Origin of the sequence: Candidatus Desulfatibia sp. (assembly GCF_036446775.1) — a bacterium.
Lineage (GTDB): Bacteria > Desulfobacterota > Desulfobacteria > Desulfobacterales > UBA11574 > Desulfatibia_A.
Genome location: NZ_JAZFTO010000320.1, coordinates 14,152 through 34,356, shown reverse-complemented (window position 1 = coordinate 34,356; position 20,205 = coordinate 14,152). Strand labels below are relative to the sequence as shown.

Sequence of the window (20,205 nt, the reverse complement as noted above, 5' to 3'; positions counted from 1 at the left end):
CGAGAAGAGCGTCCATCTGTCCCAGCAACACCAGAGGCAATTTTACATTATCCAAAAGGTTCAAACCGGCGACCATATCAAAGAACCCGGCCCTGAAAGGCGGATCGAGAGCGTCGGCGACAAGGAAAAAAACGTTCTGCGGGAACTCAAAAGACACTTCCGTAGTTTTAAAGCAGCGCCCGTGCAGTCGGCGCTCAAAGCTTCCATGGTTATTTCTTTGAAGGCCGGCGGCATACGAAACAGCGCTGAAGTCTAGATCCATCCCGATGGCGGTTTCACTGAACCTTGCCAGTGCAAATGTGTAGCGGCCCACAGAACAGCCCAGGTCCAGCGAACGTGCATATTGATTCCCGTCCCCAGGTCGTCCGGCTGCTGTTACAATGTCCCAGTACGGCCGTGGATCTGCCTGTTCTGCCATGAAAACAGGCGCATCAGAAGGGATGCTGTAGTGAAATTCGATGTAGGTGCTCAGCCGACGTTTCTCATTGAAATTCCGGTGATCCGTTTCTTCCAGGGATTTAAAATAAGACTCCATTTCAGCGGATCTGAATGTCATATTAAAAAACCGGGATTTCTGCGCACGCCGCCACTCTTTGAAATTTTTGACAACGATGGGCACACCTTCCACAATCGCAAAGGTTTCTAAGCAGGTGTCATTGGTACATTCCAGGAATCCTTCAATAATAAAATCCCCCTCTGATCGAATCATCCGGGCGGATTTAAGGGGAAATTGCACAATTGTGTCCTTGCCGGGTCGACGGCACTTTGGACAGATTAATTCCCGCTGATCAAAAAATTCCGTAAGCAAACGTCATCCCCCGACAATCACATCCGCACTACCCTCAATTAATTTGCCGGAACTGCCGCAGTGTTGAACCTGATCGCCCATGCGATGGGCCGGCATATTGTTGATCAAAACCGTAGCGCTGCCGGCGGCGGCTGTCCATGAATTGGGTCCGCAACAAGGGGAATGAATCCCTGGGTCTCCTTGTCGTAAAGCGGGTCTATTGTTAACCAGTACAGTCGGCGAACCCTGCACGGCTGGTCCGGTTACCGGATGGGGGCAGGCAGGACAGCCGTGAGCGTCCGAGGCTGCCTGTGATTTATCTCCCAATCTTCCTTGTCCCGGCATTTTCACCTCCTTCTAATTTATCTTCACCATAGCCCCCTTAATCGTCACCTCTCCGGTTGCTTTAAGGGTCAAATTGCCCGTCACTTCCAAAACAAAATTCCCCGTGACTTTCTGAGTAAAGTCGGCCGCGTTTGTGTGGGTTTCATTGCCCTGGCTGATCGTCACGGTCCGATCGCCTTTTTCAACCGTTAGGGAATCATTTTCTTCCTTGATCGTAACGCTGCGATTTTTGGTAACCGTTACCGTCTGGTCGTTTTCTATCTCGGCGACCATATCCTTTTGGGCGTGGATATACAGTTCTTCGCTGTCTTTGGTGTCATCAAAACAGATCTCGTTGCCGGCCGTTCCCTCTTTGGTGGATATGGTTTTGATGGTGCTTTTGTTCTTATCGTCGGGCAAAGTGTAGGGCACCGTTTGGGTGGCATTGTAGACCGTGCCGATGATGATCGGTTTGTCCGGGTTCCCCTCCAGAAAGCTGACGATAACTTCCGTACCGATACGGGGAATAAACAGCGTGCCCCAGTTTTTGCCGGCCCAGACCTGGGCTACCCGAACCCAACAGGAACTGTTTTCATCTTTTTGCCCTTCCTGATCCCAGTGAAACTGTACCTTGACCCGTCCGTACTGGTCCGTCCAAATTTCCTCTCCGGATTTACCCACAACCATGGCTGTCTGGGCTCCGAAAATTTTGGGCTTGGGGGTGATCGGGAAAGGCCTGAAGGATATATCCCCGGGAAAGGCGTCGAACGTATTGGTATATCGATCCTGTGTGGCCCAAATGGAGAGGGAGCGCAAGACATACGACCCATTCATTTCCTCTCGCTCGTGGTTTTGCAAATCAAATTTACATCCGGCAATGAATGTCCGGCAGAACCCCTGCCCTTTTAAAAGCTTTTGGGGCAATTCATAGCTTTCAATACGCCTGTTGGCAATGGTTTCACCGTCATCGGCGGTAGTAAATCCGCCCGGATACTCATATATCCTGAGATTCCCTTCCAGCGATCCGTCCACACTGGTGAGCAGGTCGGTATCGGGTGTTTCAAAGTTATAATCCTCTGCTCCGAACTTATTGGGAATCAACTGCTGCTCAAAGGAACACCGGTCAATCAGTTTATCCGTTGCCTGCTGGTCCTGAAAAACATGCCTTATACTAGCCGTCTCCAATCCCGGGCAGGCCTGATGGGCATCCGCATCATCTGCCATAACAAGGGTATGGGTATCTTGTGTATGCTCGAAAAAATAGAATATGCCCTCGTCCTCTATCAGCCGGGAAATAAACTCAAAGGCGGTTTCCTGGTATTGGGTACAGTAAACTCGTTGTTGATAAGTGCTGGAAGTCCGATCATCGAAATCCGTAAAGCCCAGGTCTGAAAACACAGCGGCAATGATCTCCGGAACGGTCTGATTTTGATAAATTCTGCTGTTGGATGTCAGGGTCAGATGCCAGAGCCAGGGACGAATTTCGGCATAATAGGTGGTTATTTTACCGTCATAACCGGCCTGAATAAACCGAAACACGACCCCGTTTATATGGCGCTTGGTTCCATCATACTGTTTGATAACAACCGTAATATTTTCCCCTAAAATCTGTGAAAAATCGATATTGTTATCATCGGTTTTAAGTATGAGTTTAAAATGGAAAAGCCCTGATATCTGCTCAATTCCTTCAACTTCATGCAAAAAAAACTTTCTGGGACTTTCATCCAGCGGCGTCAGCACATACAGCCAGGTTTCCTCACTCTCCGCGGCGTCCTCCTCATCGGGCTCCTCATCTTCGGCGGCCTCGGCATCATCTTCATCTTCCAGATCTTCCGGCGGTGCGTCCTCTTCAATCTCTTCTTCCCCCTCATCGGGGGTCAACGCCTTCTCGCAGACCTCACAAAATGGTGTTCCGGTCTGGGCAGCCTGCTGTAGCGAATCCGCCTGACCTGCTGTCCGGGGCTCAACCCCTTCATCCTCAAAATTTCCATTATTTGGAGGATCCTCGTTAACCATAACTTCCTCACTTTATGATATTTTGACGTTAAACTCTTCTTACCGGCGCTTGAATATCTCCAACCAGCGCTTTGATTTTTTTGGGGTTATCCGTTTATTTAAGCGGATTCGATCCAATATCTGGGGCTTGTCTGTATCTTCCGGTGTGTCGCCGGCGGTGGGTGGGTGGGAATCGGCCGGAACGTTATTGGCCATCGACCAGTCAAGAGAGACGGGGGTGCGCGAATTAGTCACGGTGATATCCGTTAAAGGTATAGGCGGCTCGAACCGGTATGTAAACTCCCCGGCAGAATCCAGGTAAACATATATCGCGGTGCAGGTTTCGCCAATGGCCATACGTTTAAGAAGTTCTCCCGAAAGCTCCGGCAGCAGAATCTGAGTCAGAATATGATCCACATTACGGGCACCGGTGTCTACTTCAGTGCACCGGGCAGCAACGGCGGCGACCAGTTCCTCGCTGTAGGTCAGCTCCGCCTTATAATTATCCTGGAATCTATTCCGGATCTTTTCCAGATTCAACCGGACGATTTTTTGAATTATATCATCTGCCAGAGGATAGTAGGGGACAATCACCAACCGCCCCAGAAATGCGGGTTTAAAATATTTCAACAATTCAGGTCGAACCATGTCCGCCAGGGCTTCTGCATCGGGCATATTTTGCGGATCACGACAGGCCCTCAGTATAACTTCAGATCCGACATTGGAGGTCAGTAAAATTATGGTGTTTTTAAAATCGACCATTAGCCCCTCGGAATCCTCCAATCTGCCTTTGTCAAAGACCTGGTAAAAGAGTTCCATCACATCCGGGTGCGCTTTTTCCACTTCATCCAGAAGCACCATGCTGTAAGGATTCTGACGCACGGCCTCGGTCAGAACACCGCCCTTTCCATGACCGACATAGCCCGGCGGTGCGCCTTTAAGACCTGAAACCGTATAGGCCTCCTGGTATTCGGACATATTCACCACCACCATGTTGCGATCACCACCATAAAGATGATCGGCCAGGGTTATGGCTGTTTCAGTCTTTCCGACACCGGAAGGCCCCACAAGCAGAAACACCCCCACGGGCTTTCCGGGATCATCCAGGTTGGCGCGGAACGTGCGAATGCGACGGCATATGACGTCCAGCGCCTGGTCCTGGCCGATGATCCGCTGCTGCATCTTTTCCTTAAGCGTAAGCACGGTCTCGATTTCATCCGTGAGCATTTTGCCCACCGGAATGCCGGTCCAGTTCGATATCACTGCGGCAACGATTCTGGAATCCACAAAAATCGGGACCATGGGCGTATCTTCCTGGACGGCTTCCAGCTCTTTTTTTTCTCTAACCAGTTCTTTGCTCAGACGTTCAATATCGTTTTCCAGGTTTTTCCGCCCCTCCGCCGCCAATTGCGCAATGCTTTTTTGAAGCTTCAGGACCCGCTTTACCGCTTTGAGCTCATCTCGCCACTGTTTCTCCAAATTTTTCCTGGTCTCTTTGGCCGACCGCAGTTCATCCACCAGTTCATCGATACGGTCGGCATGATCCTGGCCGGAAGTTTTTTCTCTTTTAAGAACGGCTATTTCCAGCTCGAGCTGCTCCATACGGTTAATGGCATCTTCGACTTCGGGCGGGGTACCGTTTTGACCGACGGTCACACGGGCACAGGCTGTATCCAGAACGCTGATGGCTTTATCAGGGAGCTGTCGCCCGGTGATATAACGGTGGGAGAGTCTAACTGCGTCCCGAACGGCCTCGTCCAGTATGGTAACCTTATGATGCGTTTCAAGATTGGCAACCATGCCGCGCAGCATCTCAACGGCGGCGTCCTCGTCCGGCTCTGCAACCTTGACTACCTGGAAACGGCGCGCAAGAGCGGAGTCTTTCTCAAAATATTTTTTGTATTCCGACCATGTGGTGGCAGCAATTGTCCGCAGTTCTCCCCGGGCCAGTGCCGGTTTGAGCAGATTGGCCGCATCACCCATACCCGCCGGTCCGCCGGCACCAATCATGGTATGGGCTTCATCAATAAACAAGACTATCGGCCGGGCGGCACTCTTGACTTCATTGATCACGGATTTGAGGCGTTTTTCAAACTCACCCTTTATCCCGGCGCCCGCCTGCAAAAGGGCCAGATCCAAGAGGCGCAGGGAAATGGTCTTCAGCGAGGGGGGCACGTCCCCCTTGGCAATACGCAACGCAAAACCTTCGACCACGGCTGTTTTGCCCACACCGGCTTCGCCGCAAAGTATGGGATTATTCTGACGCCGACGGGTCAGTATATCGACAAGCTGTCGAATTTCGGCATCGCGTCCCTGGATGGAATCGATCTTACCGTCCCTGGCACGGACGGTAAGATCGATGGTGTATTGATCCAAAGCCGGTGTCTGAGATGAACCATCGGCCGGTTCAGATGATACATCATAATCGCTCCCGTGGGCGGCTTCCGATAAAGCCCCTTCGCTCGAGCTTCGAATGATCTCGGTAATATCATGCTTAATCGAATCACGCGGTATCCGCTTCAGCGACGGGGCCGACTCTAAAATTACTCCCCTGAGGATATCGTTATCTAAAAGCGCCATAAACACAGCACCGGAACGGATCATGTTTGCATTCATATAAAGAGAGGAAAGCAGCCAGGCCTGTTCAAGCAGCCGCAGGATATGGGGGGTAAGGGCCGGTGTTCTGCTGTTGCCGCGTTTGAAGCGGTCAATGGATCGGGTTAGTTCGCGATTGATATCCGCTATTTTGACATCGTAGTAACGCAACAGACTCTGGATGTCGGTGTCCGGTATGTCGATAAGCTTCAGTAAATAATGCTCGATTTCAACATTATAATTGGTCTGGGAAAGACATAATTCAGCCGCCCCCTCCAGCCCCTTTCGACAGGGCGAATTCAGTTTCTCGATAAGCGATTGGATGTCAAAACTCATGGCGACTATGCTCTTATTTTTCTTTCATAATCAAACCCGAACGCGTCTTTGAGCTTGCCAAGCAGTCGGGGCGAAAGCCTTACGCGACCGTCTTCTGCCCGGGCGTTGCCGGAATTTAGCCAGGATGTCCATCCGAGTCTGGGGCCTTGCAAGCCCCCTAATCTTGATGGGGGAACCTCCCGGGCCTGAAGATTCAGGATAAAGTCAAAATCGAATTCCGTTCCGGCATAAAAACGCGTCAACTGAGAGAGCGGACCGTAGGACCGACCCGGCGGCAGAAACGCAGAAAATTTATCAAAGTTCAGGGACTCGCAGTGCAACTCGAATTTTCCCTGATGGTCCCAGGCACGCGTTCCCAGCAGCGCGCTGCGGCCAAGAATTTGATTCTGCCCGGAAATGCCTATGTGCGTAATCTCATCTGCTTCAATATGATACCATTGCCCCACAAGCTGGACCCCTTTAAGGCTGACGTTAAAATAGTCCGATAAAATATGTTCCAGCCCTCTCATGGAGCGGGGTTGTTGGGACAGCAAGCCGGTATAGTAAAGCAGGGCCCGGTCCTTAACCTTCATGCGCTCTTGAAGTCCTGCCGTTCCCAAACCAAAGAATGAAAACAGATACCTGGCGAAGCGGCTTTTTGCGGGCGCCGTGAATTCAAAACCGATCCGAAAAGTTTTGCGCACCCTGAACAGAATGGAAACGAGCCGGTGATTGAAGATATCAAGAAAAGCCTTAAAGGCGGTGTCTTTTCTCCGAGCCCGTTCCAATATAAGTTCTGTATAGGGGATGGGCAGGGGGCCGAGGCAACCGGCCAGTCCCATAAAGTTGATCTCCATTTCAGACGGTTCGGCGTTATGATCCTTGCCGGTTATTTCATAGATCTCGCTGGCCGGAAAATCGTGGCTGACCCGTGATTTGAAACGCACCGCTTCCTTTTCAGGTTCAGAGCCCTCTCCTGTTGGAACTTTATCAGGATTAAGTATTTCCAGCAGTTTGACCGCCTGATAAAACTCGAATCGATAGCTTTTTTCCAGGAGCAAATCCGTTAAAGGATGATCTGATCCCCAGCCATGGGCTCCCATTTTTTCCAGACTCCTTCTTTCTGTTTACTTCTGATAATCAGTTGGGTAAAGGAATTAATGGATCCGTAAAGTGGAAAAAACCGGTTCAAGACAGCAGCCATAAGAAAAGCGCTGCTGCCCACATACAGTCGTTCGTCAAGCACCAGGGTGATCTCGATTCCCCGGCAGAAACCTCTCCAGGCATCAGGGCCGATTCGTCTGAACGCCTGCCTGGTGGACATTTCACGAATACCGGAAATCTGATGTTGAGTGTCCGGGTGGTCGGAAAAACAATAGAGTCTCAAAATTTCCCGCAGCGCCTTGAGACTCCCTTCCCCTTGACTTAGAGAAAGGTAATTGAGTGAAAGATGCGAAATCAATCGCCACAATGACGCCCCTTCCAGCGGCGGATCGATCTGAGGAGTAGGTTTGCTGAGGGTATAAATAGACGAGAGCGGGGCGGCCTTTTCTATCTGCAGGACCGCACCGGCCGGCAGTTCCTCGGCCAAACGTCGATTTGTGCAGAGTGTATGCGCAAAAACGGTAGTTGTGGCCGGGATTCGGGGATTAAAATCAAGATCTACAAAGGATAAAAACATCTCTGTTCCGGGCAAATCCTTGCGGCCGGTCCCCTGCCTCCGGGAAAAGTAAAAAGATTGATGTTCTTTTTCCTCCATCAGATGATTGAAAGAAAAATAAGGCTCGAAAGTCATCGAGGTTTCTCTGACATCAGCGGTGGCGGAGACCGAAACGATGGAGTGAATTTCCGTTATCTTCTCGCGGCGCTTATCCGGATTGAGGCGATATTCCGAGTATCTTTGGTCCAGCCGAATCGGATCGCTTGTTTTGTTAAAAAGATTAATAATAGGGGTGCATCCCATACAAAACGTCGACTGGTCAATGACCAAGCGCTCGGCCGGCATTTGATCCAGTAGAAAAAGAATATCAAAGAAACGACCGGATAAGTGACGATTCAGATGATCAATATCCAAAAAAAGGAACTTTTCCGGAAATGTAAAGTACTCATGCAGCAGACGGTATCCGGAATGAGCATTGGGAGGATAGGGTAGCACATCCTCATCAATGTCGAAGCCAACCGGCAAAATGGAGTCATCAGGCAGAAAAACAGGTCGGTCAGATCCTTCAGGCAATATCGCTACGTTGACGACATGGTTAAAAAGCAGTTCATACAATGAAAAAACCAGCATCCTGTCGCCGTTGAGATAAAAACGCAAGCGATTGAAATCCAGCTCTTCCAGAGGTTCCGCCTGACTTTCAATTCTAAGCCGCAAGACCACGGAAACATTCGGTAGTGCGTCCAGGAAATCGAATTTATCCGTAGACTCGAAACCGGCGTAATTCAGCGCCACCGGCAGCAGGACAACCGGATAACAGGTTCTGAAACGGCAGGTCTGCCCTTGCTGACTCTGGGCAAACAGAGGTGTGTGTTTTGGAATTTCATGGCCGGAAGTCAATTTGCCCTGGGTGGGATCTACTTCAAACCGGGCCACCGTCATTGATGGGAGCGGGCTCGAAAACTGCGGATATAACGCTCCTAGAAGCGCCGTTGAAAGACGGGGAAATTCGCTTTCAAGGTCATACTGGATCCTGGCGGTTAAAAAGGCAAACGATTCAATCAGGCGTTCAATGTGCGGGTCCGGGCACTGGTCAGGGCCCAGCTCAAGCCTTCCGGCCACTTTAGGGTATTGCTCGGCAAAAGCCAATCCCATCTTTCGCAGATAGGTAAGCTCTCGTCTGTAATACTCGAGCAGCTGGGCGTTATCTGTTCGCATTAAGATCCACCGTCGCGCTTTGTTCCTGCAACACGGTTACGAAAGAGACCGGTGTTTTAACGGATTCGACAACCAGTACGGCATCAATGCCGATTCGTATGGCTTTTTCGTTGATCGCTACCGGTTCCATACTGATGCTTACCTTTGTAAGCCGAGGTTCAAAAAATGACAAGGCGCGCATAAGGCGCTTGATGAGTCTTTCCCGATCAGCTTCACTGCCGGTATAATAGGCGCCAAAATCCGGTATTCCGTAATCGATAACCGTCAGGTCGCGTTTGTCATAACGGGTTCCCGGCAGGGAGGTGCGCGTATTCAGCAGCCACACCAGGTCCCGTCGAACAGCCTCTTTTAATTTCTTTCGGCTGAGTGTTCTCAAAGGGCGCCTCTCCCGTTTTGCCCGTGGATTGTGGTCGACCAGCCGGTCAATCAGGGAAGCCCGGGCTTTAAAAACGGTTTTCGTTACCGGCATGACATGTAACCTCAATTAGCCTCTCGAGACCTGGCAGAACGCCCACTTTTGCCCTCCGAGGCGTAGGCTGCCTCTACGAGCCGGAGGCCCGATTCAGGCGCCAGATTCAAGTTCATTTCTTGGTTTTATCTAATTTAATCAGATTGTTAATGCGCTCCGGACGGATCGTCGTTTTTGGCCGTCAATCCCGGTTGAGCGGGAAACATGTTTTATATGTAACCAACCCGCCGGGTTTCTCTTAAGCAGGGCATATTCGTTCCGGCCGGTGCAGCGGGGCGGCACGCCCTTGCCCCCCACCGGCACCGGTATACAAATTTCCGAAAAAAATCGACGGTAAATCAAAACAATATCCGGAGCAATTGATATTAACTCACCGTATTTTCCTTCAGGTCATGTACAATGGGCTGGACGCCTTTGCTTATGGATCCGTCCTCCTTATCTTTGGGATCATAGCTGTATTGTATCTTGCTGTATGCCAGCGAAACATTCTCCATGGGCAGATCCCCAGCCCCGCCGGAGATGCTGAAGTTGGAGATGATCACGTCGTCCATAATAATCTCAAGATATTTGATCGGTTCATTACCACCGTCGGATTTAAAGCACTCAACGGTAGCAGTCTCATACTGTAGCCCTTTCCAGCATGCTCCAATTAGATCATCGGTGGCCGAATCAATGGCCTTGACAAAATTAAAGTCCGAATGATTGGCCATTTCAACGGTCGAACCCGATGACCCTCGCAGGGGAGAAGCCGGCTGGGAAAACCCGTGACTCCAGGAGAGGATTTCAATCCAGTCGACATGAGCTGCGTCGGTGCTTTCGCCGACTACATCATCAAATTTAATAAACATATTCGAAGCCATTATCTTCCTCCTTTTTAGCGGTTAGAAACTGTAGATAACGCATTAAAATATATGATATTTTGGGTCAAGCCCTTTATTCCCTCATAACTTCCGGGGTCGTATGGGGAATATAGAGAGCCCAATCCAGTCGCTGTTTGCAACAGCCTGTCTTTTAAATCCGCATCCGGTTACGGCTATCCCGCCGGCGGCGGCAGTTCAGCCACCAAACGAATGGATGTGGTCAGCTCTTCCAGCTGGAAATGCGGTCTGAGAAAGACAACAGCTTTATAACATCCCGGTTTCCCAGGCATTTCAGTCACATCCACACGGGCTTCCCGCAGGGGATACCGGGCCTTGACTTCCTGTCCGGCATCATCTTTGCCCAACACGTAATTGCCGATCCATCGATTCAGAAAAGCAGATACATTCTCCGCCGTCAGGAAACTGCCGACCTTGTCCCGCATGATCGCCTTGATGTAATGAGCAAAACGACTGGATGCCAGAATATAGGGAAGAACGGTTGAGAGCCTGGCGTTGGCGTTGGCCTGGGGCGTGTCGTAGATCTTGGGCTTCTGGGTGGTCTGCCCGCCAAAAAAGGCGGCGTAATCGGTGCCCTTGCAATGGATCAGGCTGATAAATCCCATGTCGTTCAACTCTTTTTCCCGGCGGTCGGTAATGGCAATTTCCGTGGGGCATTTCAGCGCGATATCGCCTTCGTCGGTGTTAAATGTGTGCGTGGGCAGTCCTTCTACCGTTCCGCCGCCTTCCACGCCTCGGATGGCCGCACACCATTTGTAATTGGCAAAGGCAGTGGTGATCCTTTGCGTCAGGGCGAAGGCCGGATTGCCCCAAAGGTATTTGGCATGATCCTTGCCGTCAACATCCTCTTCAAAATTGAGTCCTTCCACCGGCACGGTTTCGGCTCCGTACGGCAGGCGCATCAGGATGTGGGGCAGCACCAGGGCAACATAGCGCGAATCTTCGCTGTCGCGGAACGATCGCCATTTGATCAATTCCAGGCTTTCAAAGACCTTGGCCAAATCCCTGGGAATGCCAAGGTCGGTAAATGAATCCATGTCAAAAAGCTTGGGGCTTGCCGCGGCAATAAAGGGTGCATGGGCAGCGGCGGCAACATTGGAAATTTTCTCAAGCAAGGCCATGTCCTGGGGATGGCGTCCGAATTCGTAATCACCGACAAGCATGGTGTACGGATGACCGCCAAAGGTGCCGTATTCCTCCTCGTAAAGCTTTTTAAACAGCTGGCTCTGATCAAATTCAACCGCTTTTTCCAGGTCATTCAGCAATTCCTTTTGGGTGATGTTCAAAAGGCGCAGTTTCAGGTTCACACCGGTCTCCGTGTTCATCACCAGGTAATTCAGTCCCCGCCATGAGCCTTCGAGTTTTTGGAATGAAGCCTCATGCAGCACCTCGTTGAGCTGATCGGTCAGCAACTGGTCGATTTGGGCGATGCGTTCATTAATCATGGCAGCCGTGTCCGCACTGACGGTAATTTCATCGTCAAGAATCTGGGAGACCAGCTCTCCGATAAGATCCCGGGCATAAGGCATCTGGGATTCATCTCGAATCATATTGCCGTCGGTTACGATTTTATCCAGCAAGCTCAGTTCTTGTTCTTCGGCTGCGCCTTCTTCTTTGGTTTCTTCTGCCATTGTGTCCTCCTCTCAATCGAAACAATTGAGTATAAATTCATATTGTCGCAGGTTTACTTTTCGGTATCAGCCTTTTTTTTATCAGCCTTTTTTTTCTTTCCCTTGTCCTCTTCCGCATCCGGCTCTTCGGGAGCTGCCGCACTCTCTTCTCCGCCGTAAAGGGTTTTAATTTCCTCCATGCTTTCCGTGCTGGCAACCACGTCCTGAAGCAGCTGATCCAGTTCGTCGTTTCCGTCGAGTTTGGTCAACAGATCCGAGAGCCGCTGTCTGGCGTCATAGAGTTTTTTGAGCGGGGTCATCTGTTTGAGGACGGTCACCGGGTTAAAATCGTCCATGTGGTTGAATTTCAGTTCGACGTTCAGTTTGCTGCCGTCATCGGCCAGTTTATTCTCCACCTGGAAAACCAGCCGCGGATTGATCGAGGCCATGACATCGTTGAAGTTGTCACGGTCTATCTCAACAAACTTGCGGTCTTTGACTTTGGGTAATGCCTCTTCCGGCACACCGGACAGATCAGCCATGATGCCGCCGACAAAAGGGAGCTCTTTCATTTGAATAGCATCCCCAATCTCTACATCATAGGTTATCTGTACTCGGGGTGGGCGAATACGATCTAGTTTATGCTGCGTACTTTCGTCCATAATCTTCTCCTTTTGTTTAAGTTAAACAATATATGCAAACCACCGATCTATCCGATATCAGTGGGTTTCGCCCTTAAGCCCAGCAGGCTGTAAATGGTTTTAAGATCCTGGTCGTCATTTATCAGTTCCCTTAAAAGTTGTGTCAGCGTCATGCCGCCCCACGATACAGCCCGTTTTACCAGATAAGGGGTCGGGCTGTGAGGCTCGTGGATTAAAAGGTAGTCGGAAGCATCTGAGAGCATTCGATAGGCCTCGGCGCGGCTGCGGATAGATAGGGTGACATATTTCATTTCATCCCCCTTGCCGTAACCATAGGAATCTCTCGCCTCTTCGGAGGCGCTGTCAATGGAGGAAGCATCTTCCAAACCTCCGATCTCTCCTTCCTTTTCCTGCAAAAATTTGCTGACCAGAGCATGAATGTCTTGCAGCCTGTTTCTGAATTGAGTCAGGCTGAGGCCGTCTTGCCCGCATTTTTCTTCCAAAAATTCGTCAAGGGCCGTCAGGTTTTCAAGGGCCGCACTTAAATCCTGGTGCTGCTTTATGTAAAAGGACCGGTTAGTGAACATGACGCTGCCCAGAAATTTTGTGCGCGTGACCTTGTTTTGCGCTTCGGCCTTTTCAAGCAGCTTGTCGTCCTTGGCGGCCAGCTTCTCCAATTCGTTGGCACTTTCCCAGTCCGCATAGGTATATACGGCGGAATCCGTTGCAGCGGGCTTGGTAATCGGCACGAATTTGAGTTTTAAAGAAAGTTTTTCATTCATCCAGATCAGCGGAGAAATTCTGGCCTCCAGATCATTATCCCCAATTTCCGGGTGCAGGCTATCCCAGAAAGTATCACATAGTTCCAGCAGCAATTTCAACCCTTCCTTTACACCGGGAAATTTATGCAGGTGGATGAGGGCCTCTAAAAGCCAGGCTGCCACTTGCAAGTCTTTGGAGCGGGTCTCGAGTATCTCCAGGCACGTATCGTGGACCTGTTGCCAATCCGCCTTTTTTAGTTCCCTTTCCCATACGCCGACCGGTATACTGGCGTCGTCTTCCCGACGCGTCTCCTGGATGCGGTCATAGGTGCCTTCATAAATAAGATACTCACCCGCAGGATTTTCCTTTGAAATCGGATTGAGTACTCTGTCTGTTTCCAGAACAAACCCCGGCAGTTTTTCTTCCTCAGTCTCCCCCGGATCCTTGGCAGCGCTCTCATCAGCAACGGAAGCTACATATTTTTTTGGTTCTTTTTTTGACTCTTTTTTCTCTTCACTCATACTCCCCTCCGACTAATCGGTGGTCAATCCGGATGATACAAAGCAGGGCAGCAATTTCCCGAAAATTATCCATCTACTGAAATAGGTTCCAAATCCGGTGCATAATCCGGAAAAAACGGCATGACAAGAACCTGCTTCTTTTTGTCCGGTGTCAAAATGATCATGCGAATATATATTCGCGTTCTGGATTGTCCTTCATCTTTATTTTGCAATCCTTCTCGCATGGTATCAATATTAAATTTCAGGGTATGCGGCTTGGGGTCTGCGAGCTGATCGAAATCTCCGGCAGAACCGGCGTGCAGTGCCAGAAAACGAATCAGAGACCACTGGTTGTTAAATTCATATTCAGCAGTTCTGTCTTTTATTCCGGCTCCTTCCTGCCGACCGGCAAAAAACGGATAATGCAACGAATCTTTCGCCCACCTCAACTCGAGCCGAATGGTATCGCCATAACGCCATCTGCCCATAGAATCGGTGCCGCCGTATTTGAATTCCTGGCCGCCAACGGTTAGTTTCCAGTCGATAATGCGGTTGGCTCCTGCTTCCCGACTCCGGTTCACACGGAATGTTACGTCAAAATCGAATACGGGCACCGCTTCCTTTTGTTTACCTTCACTGTCAATATATGTTGCAAAAACAGGGAATTTTCCTTTTTCCTTCTGCCCGTCAAGATACGCCGAGAAAATGTGCCGAACCGTTCCCATTTGTTCCATAAATTCCAAGGCCGGTTTTGCGCTGATTGCAAAGTAATCGTTGATTTTAAGAATATCCATTGAGGCGGCCGCATGGTTATCATACAATTGATAAAAGTCGCGGATGTCCTCGGGTGCGGCCTCGGCATATACCTTCATATTGTTTAATTTTGAAAAAGGTAATCTGCCGGCGAGCTTTTGGTTGAAAAACGTTTTGATTTCAGCATAATCTTTAAACGTTTTTCTCGATGCCAGCCTCTGGCATTGTTTGTAGAGCTTCCGTTGCAAATCTGTTCTGATACGCAGGAAAATGTCTCCGGACTCTTCTTTGAGATCTTTGAAGGAGATTTTTTTAAAATAGTTCTCCGGACTGATTTTATTCAGATCGAACTGAATAAATTTTTCTAAAACAGTGATAGAATTTTCGGGCTTCTTGTTATTATATTTATCAATTTCGGAAATTATGCGCTCCCATTTGAAAAAAAGCAGGTTTTCCTTGCGGCTCTGCTGCCGCCCATTTATCTGTTGAAGAATATTAGTATCCGTTGAAAATTCGATGATGGGTTTTGAATATTCATGGGCCAGGTGTTCGATGCGTTTTCTTTGCAGTTCTAAATAGTTCTTCAGCTCTTTATCATCAGTCGCTTCAAAGGCAGCCAGCGCAAGGCCCTCTTGTCCGTCCCACCACGAAAAATCACCCTGTCGCACGGTATACAAATCATCGTTTTTAAGAAATCCGTCAATTGCTATGAGCAGTGTGTAAATTTGTCGATACACCAGAGCAGTCAGCATCTTATTGGATTTGACCAGATTAAGCTTTTCACAATTAGCCAGCAACTGCTTCAAATTCTTGGCAGCCTCATTAAAATTTTTAATCTCCGATGAAACATCCGCTTCTCTAAGCCTGCCGTTAATACTGCCGGAAAATGACTCAAGCTTGGACGAAAAAATCAAGCTCTGAAGTTTATGATCCAGCCCTTGGCGGGCTCCTTCGGCAAATATAGTCTGGGTGCTCCCTGAAAAATCTTTAAGATCTCCTTTCATGGATTTAATAAACTCACCATAGGGCTTAAAAAGATTTACGGCCTCATCAAGGACACTTATATCCCAATGAAATCGTGTGGCCTGACCTGAGGTAGTCTCCTGGAAATGAACCGGTTCCAAAACCAAAAACTCATTTTCCAAAAGAGCTTTGAGCGCACCTCTAAAGGTTGTTGTTTGGGAGGAGAGTGCAGCCATTATTACACCGGTCTCCTGCTCTTGCTCCAACAGCAGACCGCTTAGCGTCGTGCCGGCATGCTCGAGCTCTTGCTTGAGTATTTTAAATCCTGCCTCCCATTTGGATTCTATTTCCAGACGAATTTTATCCTCGAAAAAATCGAGCTGGAGGGCTGAATCAACCAAGGCTTTAAAGGGGCCGTGGTCGAAAAAAGCCTCGTTGAAAACCCAGCTAAATACAGGGTCGCCAACCACATTTTCAGTCTCTTCGATCGTATCCAGCAAATTTTGTATCATCCGCCGGTCCTGGGATGAACTCCGGCTTTTCTTTCCAAATACTGCCAACTCTTTCGCCAATTTGTTCAGGGCTCTTTTAATGTCGTTGTTTTGAAACATGCGTTGGTAAAACCGCGCGGACTCTTTGCCCAACGTAAAGGTCTGGGCCTTCCATTCAAACCTTTCAAATTTAAATTTTGAGCCTTGAGAAATTCTTAATGCTTCATCGTAAGTTTCCGAGTCTGTAAAAAAATCGTCTGTTAAATTGATGTCGTCAAACAGATATCGGGCAAGATCGGCAAAAAGTTCCAGATCAGCGGTACCCTTTCCCACGATTAGGTTATAGGTGCCGGCATATTTTTTAAGGTTTTTAAGATCCTCGATAAAGGTTTTGATTCTTTTATATTCGGGTATTTCTTGAACAGACTTTATTTCTATGCCTTGGGGACCCTTTTCGGGTTCTTGCTCCAGCTTGCTAAATATTTGTCTGCTCTTTTGTATCAGTTGAAATTTCATACCTTCAAAAATAATTCTCTCAAAGGCCAGCTTCAATGTCATCTCATTTTTTTCATCGATGGAACTAAACCATGAAGAAGGAATGAATGCGTAATTATAGCGCTTAAACCGGTCCATTTCGTTAAGCAAGTACTCCGCTCTTTTTGCAAAAGGTGATATTTCTTGCATAAGTCCGAACATTACCACCGGGTCATCCGTGTCGTATTTTTTCAGCGCATCGACATCGTTAACGATCGTCTTGACGACCGGCATGACGTCGTTGATATCTTCCCCAAGTCGTTTATGGGCACTCCACAGTCCCAGGCTGCCCACAATCAGCATCACGGCGGCCACGGCCTGAATCGCCAGCACGGTCCGGTTCCTGGATAGTAATGTTTTTGTAAACGGCCGGGCCAATTTAAATTCGGGAAAGATCTTTTTTCTAAAAAGCTCTTTGAGAAAAAACGTTTTTTTCGATACGGCCTTATTGTCTTCGATTCCACTGTCGCCGCAAAAATAAAAACCCCGGAAAATGAAGGATCCGTGATAGACACTCTGTTTAAACAAAAGGTCCATAAATACCTGCAGGGGACCTGCAAGCGACTGAACATTTTCGGAGAATAGAAAAAGGCCGTCGCTCTCCCGCAGGTCCGTTCCCTCGGTAAACAGCTCGTACTGCAATAGAGCAAGTTCGTTATTAATTCCCTGAAACGCCTCCTTGATCCAGTCGCCGGCATAACCGGTATCCACGCTGTACGGGTTTGACCATCCGAAGATATTTCCGGAAAAACGATCCGGTATTTCCCGGCAAAAGCTTTTAAAGCCCTCTATCTGATCGCATTTTGTGATGAGAACATATACCGGAAAAGCGATCCCTAAAACTTTCTGAGCATGCCATATCTTCTTGTGAAAATGTTCCGCCCTTTCCGCCACCCGGTTTAAATCAGGCGTTTTCCGGTCGGCCGCATTGATGAGGTCGGTGGCGGGAATCGTTAAAACCAGGCCGTCTATGGGCCTTTCCAAACGGTGCTTTTGGAGCATCCTCAACAACAGGCGCCAAAGACGGTCATCAGCGGTTTTTCCGTCTTCACGCAGCACCAGCTCTCCCGCAATATCAAGGACGATTCCCTTTTCAAAAAACCACCAGTTGCAGGCCTCCTTGACTTCAGGACCCTCCCCGACCGGATCTCCCAAGGACAGGTTGAGGCCGCCGCTGTTAAGCGCGGTGGTCTTCCCGGAAGCGGCTTCACCCACCATAAGCAACCAGGGAATTTTATAGCGATAGTTGCTTCCCGCAACATTGGTTTTCAGCAGTTTTATTGCCGCCGAAAAAGACTGTCTGAGTTTCAGGGCCGAAAGCTTCGCTTTTTTGGTCCCAGGTGCTTCTTGCTTTAAATTTTCAGGGGCCTGTAAAGCATCTTGGCCGGTCACCTGGGGCACAGCATCCTTGTGAGCGGTTCTGAAAATAAACACAAGGATCAATATAATAACGAGTATCGATAGAAAGACTCCGGCCAGAGCATATGGCAGCACAGAGGATAATTTGACTATGAGATATTTTAGCGTTCCCATACTATTTAATTATTACCTAAATTGAAACCGGCCCTCTAAAGATGACTATTTTTTTTAATGAACTCTTCAATAATATGCATCATGTCATTGGTCAAATCCAACCATAATACATGAGAGATTACTAAATATACAATTATAATAAAAATGATTACTCCAACCCAGTGGCTGATACGCGGCAGTTTTTGACCGGTCCCTTCTTCCAATGTATAGGCATAGGCCTCTGGGAAAAAGCGCCTTGATTCATTGAGAAGGTCGGGATTTTTTCTATAAATAAAAGCAAACAGCTGTCCGCGGTAATAGTCAAGCTGTCCTTCATCGTCTTTGTCCCGAAATTTTCCCCGAAATCCAAGTGAAAGTGCCAGCAGATAAGCTGCCGCCATACCCGTAAACGCTGAGTCCCGCTCCTTCAACAGTTTGTCCAGCCTTTGGAAAAAAAGCTCACCGGCGACATGGGTTCCAAAGAGTTTGAATTCAAGAAGATGGGACTTCCATACATCCTTGCCTTCCCACTCCATATACAAAAAGGTCTCGTCTGCCAGTGCTGCCATCACGTACTGTGCCTCTTTGTAAAGACTGACACCATACTCTCCCCCACGGCGGACGGATTCGACGGCCTGCTGTTTCAATATGCCCAGCAAATGGGTGGAAAGCCCCTGGACCGGATCCTGATCCTGCCCGGCTTCATTGGTTGTCTCTGACGTTCCCGGCTGTTCCGCATGAGTCTTGATCTTTTGCTTCTGACGGATCACCTCACGGTAAAATTCGTGAAACTGTTGTGGAAGAACTGACTCGTCAACTTTCATAGTCGCATCAATTGAGGTTCCAGTTTATCATGTCCTAAGCGCTTTAGTTTCTAACGTACAACACGATCTCGGCCGGCTCCTGGCCGGCTTTGGTGTCCAAGGTGTTGAATATCTGCAGCACTTTGCCGGGTTGAATAAATTCCGGATCCGTCTTTACTGCAAAAAGGGTAACGCCTCTAACCGGTACGAGCTCTTCATCACCTTCAATCCGCTGCCGGGAAGCACCCAGAATTCTTCTATTTTCCATCGACTCGATGGCTGCCTCCGACCCGATCAGGCAATCATCCATCCAGCTTAGCGTATCCTTTTCCGACAATCCGTGCTGTGTTTTAACGCCGATTACAAGTTCCGGAGTCATCCAAGCTTCCTCAAGATTCAGACTGAATATACCTTCTTTTAAATCAAAGGGTATGGGAGTATGAGACTCGAGGATGCCTTCATCTATCATCCGGGTGATAAATTCTACGGCCTGATGGAAGGTAGCACGAATATCATTGTGGTCATAAGGCGCCAGTACCGGTGGTATCAATCCTCTTCCAAGAGACGCTACCTGCCCCACCACATTGCACAAAGAAAGATAGAGTTGATAGGGATGAGAAGCACCTGAGTTTAAAACCGCCTCAAAATGAGATAGTGCCGAAACCAAGCTGTATATCATTGTTTTGGTAGTAATGAGCAACGGGCCTTTCATGACCAAAGACGGAGACCGTACCCTTTCGGACAAAAAAATCGCTTTCTCTCGCAGCCGGCGCGCAATGGATGCACACAGTTCACCGAGTGGTGATTTCACGGGCACCGTCAATGTAGGAGCACTGTAATCTGTCAAGGTGAATGCTTCGTTCTGGTAAGCCACCTTCAAGAGCGGAAAAGTTGTGTATTTCTGAGGGGGTGTTTCGGTGACCAGCAGGCTGACACGGGGTATAAGACGAGGAATCGACAAATCGGATTCCCCGGTGTTTTCGTCCGCCACGGGTTTGCCTTCAACAGAATCGTACCGGGCCAGGGCGCCTTTGATTGCAGCCAGACCGGTTTTTTTCTCAGGTACCGCCAGATGCACGGTCATTGGACCCTGCTTCATTTCTTCGGTATAGGGTGTCAGGTCGATTTCCAGACTTTGTAAACTTTCAGGCAAATCGCAAACTACAAGTCCGTCAGGCATGATCGCTTCCAGTGCCTGCACCCGGAGCGTCCCCTCAATGAGAAGGACCTGGTCAATTTTTAATCGCCGGATACCCCAATGAAACGGTGAAATCATCATAAGATGATAGTGCAAAAGCTCTTCATAACGTATCGAAAGCTGCTGGAAATGCTGCGGTGCCAGCAGCATGCCCTCATGCCATTGGATTGCACCGGGCAGATCATGCGCATCAATCATGC

General features: G+C 49.0%; 14 protein-coding genes. All 14 read right to left on the bottom strand.

What is annotated here, in order from left to right; all coding sequences use genetic code 11:
• Positions 1–808 (bottom strand): methyltransferase domain-containing protein (locus tag V3S16_RS15155; RefSeq protein WP_413886418.1); only part of this gene is annotated, 808 nt, incomplete at its 3' end.
• 3 nt (positions 809–811) lie between these two features.
• Positions 812–1,132 carry a PAAR domain-containing protein gene (locus V3S16_RS15150; RefSeq protein WP_413886416.1) on the bottom strand — a complete coding sequence of 107 codons (321 nt, stop codon included), beginning with the start codon at positions 1,130–1,132 and terminating at the stop codon, positions 812–814.
• A gap of 12 nt (positions 1,133–1,144) precedes the next feature.
• Complete coding sequence (locus V3S16_RS15145; protein WP_413886415.1) at positions 1,145–3,127, bottom strand: type VI secretion system Vgr family protein; 1,983 nt, start codon at positions 3,125–3,127, stop codon at positions 1,145–1,147.
• Between the two features lie 39 nt (positions 3,128–3,166).
• Positions 3,167–6,037, bottom strand: a complete 2,871-nt coding sequence (gene tssH, locus V3S16_RS15140; RefSeq protein ID WP_413886413.1) for a type VI secretion system ATPase TssH — start codon at positions 6,035–6,037, stop codon at positions 3,167–3,169.
• 5 nt (positions 6,038–6,042) lie between these two features.
• Positions 6,043–7,119: a type VI secretion system baseplate subunit TssG gene (tssG, locus tag V3S16_RS15135; protein ID WP_413886411.1), complete on the bottom strand. Its 1,077-nt coding sequence runs from the start codon at positions 7,117–7,119 to the stop codon at positions 6,043–6,045.
• Positions 7,083–8,891: a type VI secretion system baseplate subunit TssF gene (gene tssF, locus V3S16_RS15130; protein ID WP_413886409.1), complete on the bottom strand. Its 1,809-nt coding sequence runs from the start codon at positions 8,889–8,891 to the stop codon at positions 7,083–7,085. Before tssF ends, tssG begins: the two co-directional genes overlap by 37 nt.
• Positions 8,878–9,360 (bottom strand): type VI secretion system baseplate subunit TssE, encoded by a 483-nt coding sequence (tssE, locus tag V3S16_RS15125; RefSeq protein WP_413886407.1) that lies wholly within the window; start codon positions 9,358–9,360, stop codon positions 8,878–8,880. Before tssE ends, tssF begins: the two co-directional genes overlap by 14 nt.
• A gap of 365 nt (positions 9,361–9,725) precedes the next feature.
• Positions 9,726–10,220, bottom strand: coding sequence for an Hcp family type VI secretion system effector (locus V3S16_RS15120; protein WP_413886405.1), 495 nt, complete (start codon positions 10,218–10,220; stop codon positions 9,726–9,728).
• A gap of 173 nt (positions 10,221–10,393) precedes the next feature.
• Positions 10,394–11,869, bottom strand: a complete 1,476-nt coding sequence (gene tssC, locus V3S16_RS15115) for a type VI secretion system contractile sheath large subunit (protein WP_413886403.1) — start codon at positions 11,867–11,869, stop codon at positions 10,394–10,396.
• A gap of 53 nt (positions 11,870–11,922) precedes the next feature.
• On the bottom strand, positions 11,923–12,510 hold the full coding sequence (gene tssB / locus V3S16_RS15110) for a type VI secretion system contractile sheath small subunit (RefSeq protein WP_413886401.1): 588 nt from the start codon (positions 12,508–12,510) through the stop codon (positions 11,923–11,925).
• 47 nt (positions 12,511–12,557) lie between these two features.
• Positions 12,558–13,772: a type VI secretion system protein TssA gene (tssA, locus tag V3S16_RS15105; protein ID WP_413886399.1), complete on the bottom strand. Its 1,215-nt coding sequence runs from the start codon at positions 13,770–13,772 to the stop codon at positions 12,558–12,560.
• A gap of 65 nt (positions 13,773–13,837) precedes the next feature.
• Entirely contained in the window at positions 13,838–18,025 is a 4,188-nt protein-coding gene (locus V3S16_RS15100; RefSeq protein WP_413886397.1) for a type VI secretion protein IcmF/TssM N-terminal domain-containing protein, read from the bottom strand.
• A gap of 35 nt (positions 18,026–18,060) precedes the next feature.
• Entirely contained in the window at positions 18,061–18,828 is a 768-nt protein-coding gene (locus V3S16_RS15095; protein ID WP_413886395.1) for a DotU family type IV/VI secretion system protein, read from the bottom strand.
• Between the two features lie 43 nt (positions 18,829–18,871).
• Entirely contained in the window at positions 18,872–20,203 is a 1,332-nt protein-coding gene (gene tssK, locus V3S16_RS15090; RefSeq protein ID WP_413886393.1) for a type VI secretion system baseplate subunit TssK, read from the bottom strand.
• Between the last annotated feature and the right edge of the window lie 2 nt (positions 20,204–20,205).

Coding starts and splice junctions, on each gene's coding strand:
- tssG (WP_413886411.1), bottom strand. CDS start 7,119: ATGGGAGCCCATGGCTGGGGATCAGATCATCCTTTAACGGATTTGCTC.
- V3S16_RS15120 (WP_413886405.1), bottom strand. CDS start 10,220: ATGGCTTCGAATATGTTTATTAAATTTGATGATGTAGTCGGCGAAAGC.
- V3S16_RS15150 (WP_413886416.1), bottom strand. CDS start 1,132: ATGCCGGGACAAGGAAGATTGGGAGATAAATCACAGGCAGCCTCGGAC.
- tssC (WP_413886403.1), bottom strand. CDS start 11,869: ATGGCAGAAGAAACCAAAGAAGAAGGCGCAGCCGAAGAACAAGAACTG.
- tssE (WP_413886407.1), bottom strand. CDS start 9,360: ATGCCGGTAACGAAAACCGTTTTTAAAGCCCGGGCTTCCCTGATTGAC.
- V3S16_RS15100 (WP_413886397.1), bottom strand. CDS start 18,025: ATGGGAACGCTAAAATATCTCATAGTCAAATTATCCTCTGTGCTGCCA.
- tssK (WP_413886393.1), bottom strand. CDS start 20,203: ATGATTGATGCGCATGATCTGCCCGGTGCAATCCAATGGCATGAGGGC.
- tssF (WP_413886409.1), bottom strand. CDS start 8,891: ATGCGAACAGATAACGCCCAGCTGCTCGAGTATTACAGACGAGAGCTT.
- tssB (WP_413886401.1), bottom strand. CDS start 12,510: ATGGACGAAAGTACGCAGCATAAACTAGATCGTATTCGCCCACCCCGA.
- tssA (WP_413886399.1), bottom strand. CDS start 13,772: ATGAGTGAAGAGAAAAAAGAGTCAAAAAAAGAACCAAAAAAATATGTA.
- V3S16_RS15145 (WP_413886415.1), bottom strand. CDS start 3,127: ATGGTTAACGAGGATCCTCCAAATAATGGAAATTTTGAGGATGAAGGG.
- V3S16_RS15095 (WP_413886395.1), bottom strand. CDS start 18,828: ATGAAAGTTGACGAGTCAGTTCTTCCACAACAGTTTCACGAATTTTAC.
- tssH (WP_413886413.1), bottom strand. CDS start 6,037: ATGAGTTTTGACATCCAATCGCTTATCGAGAAACTGAATTCGCCCTGT.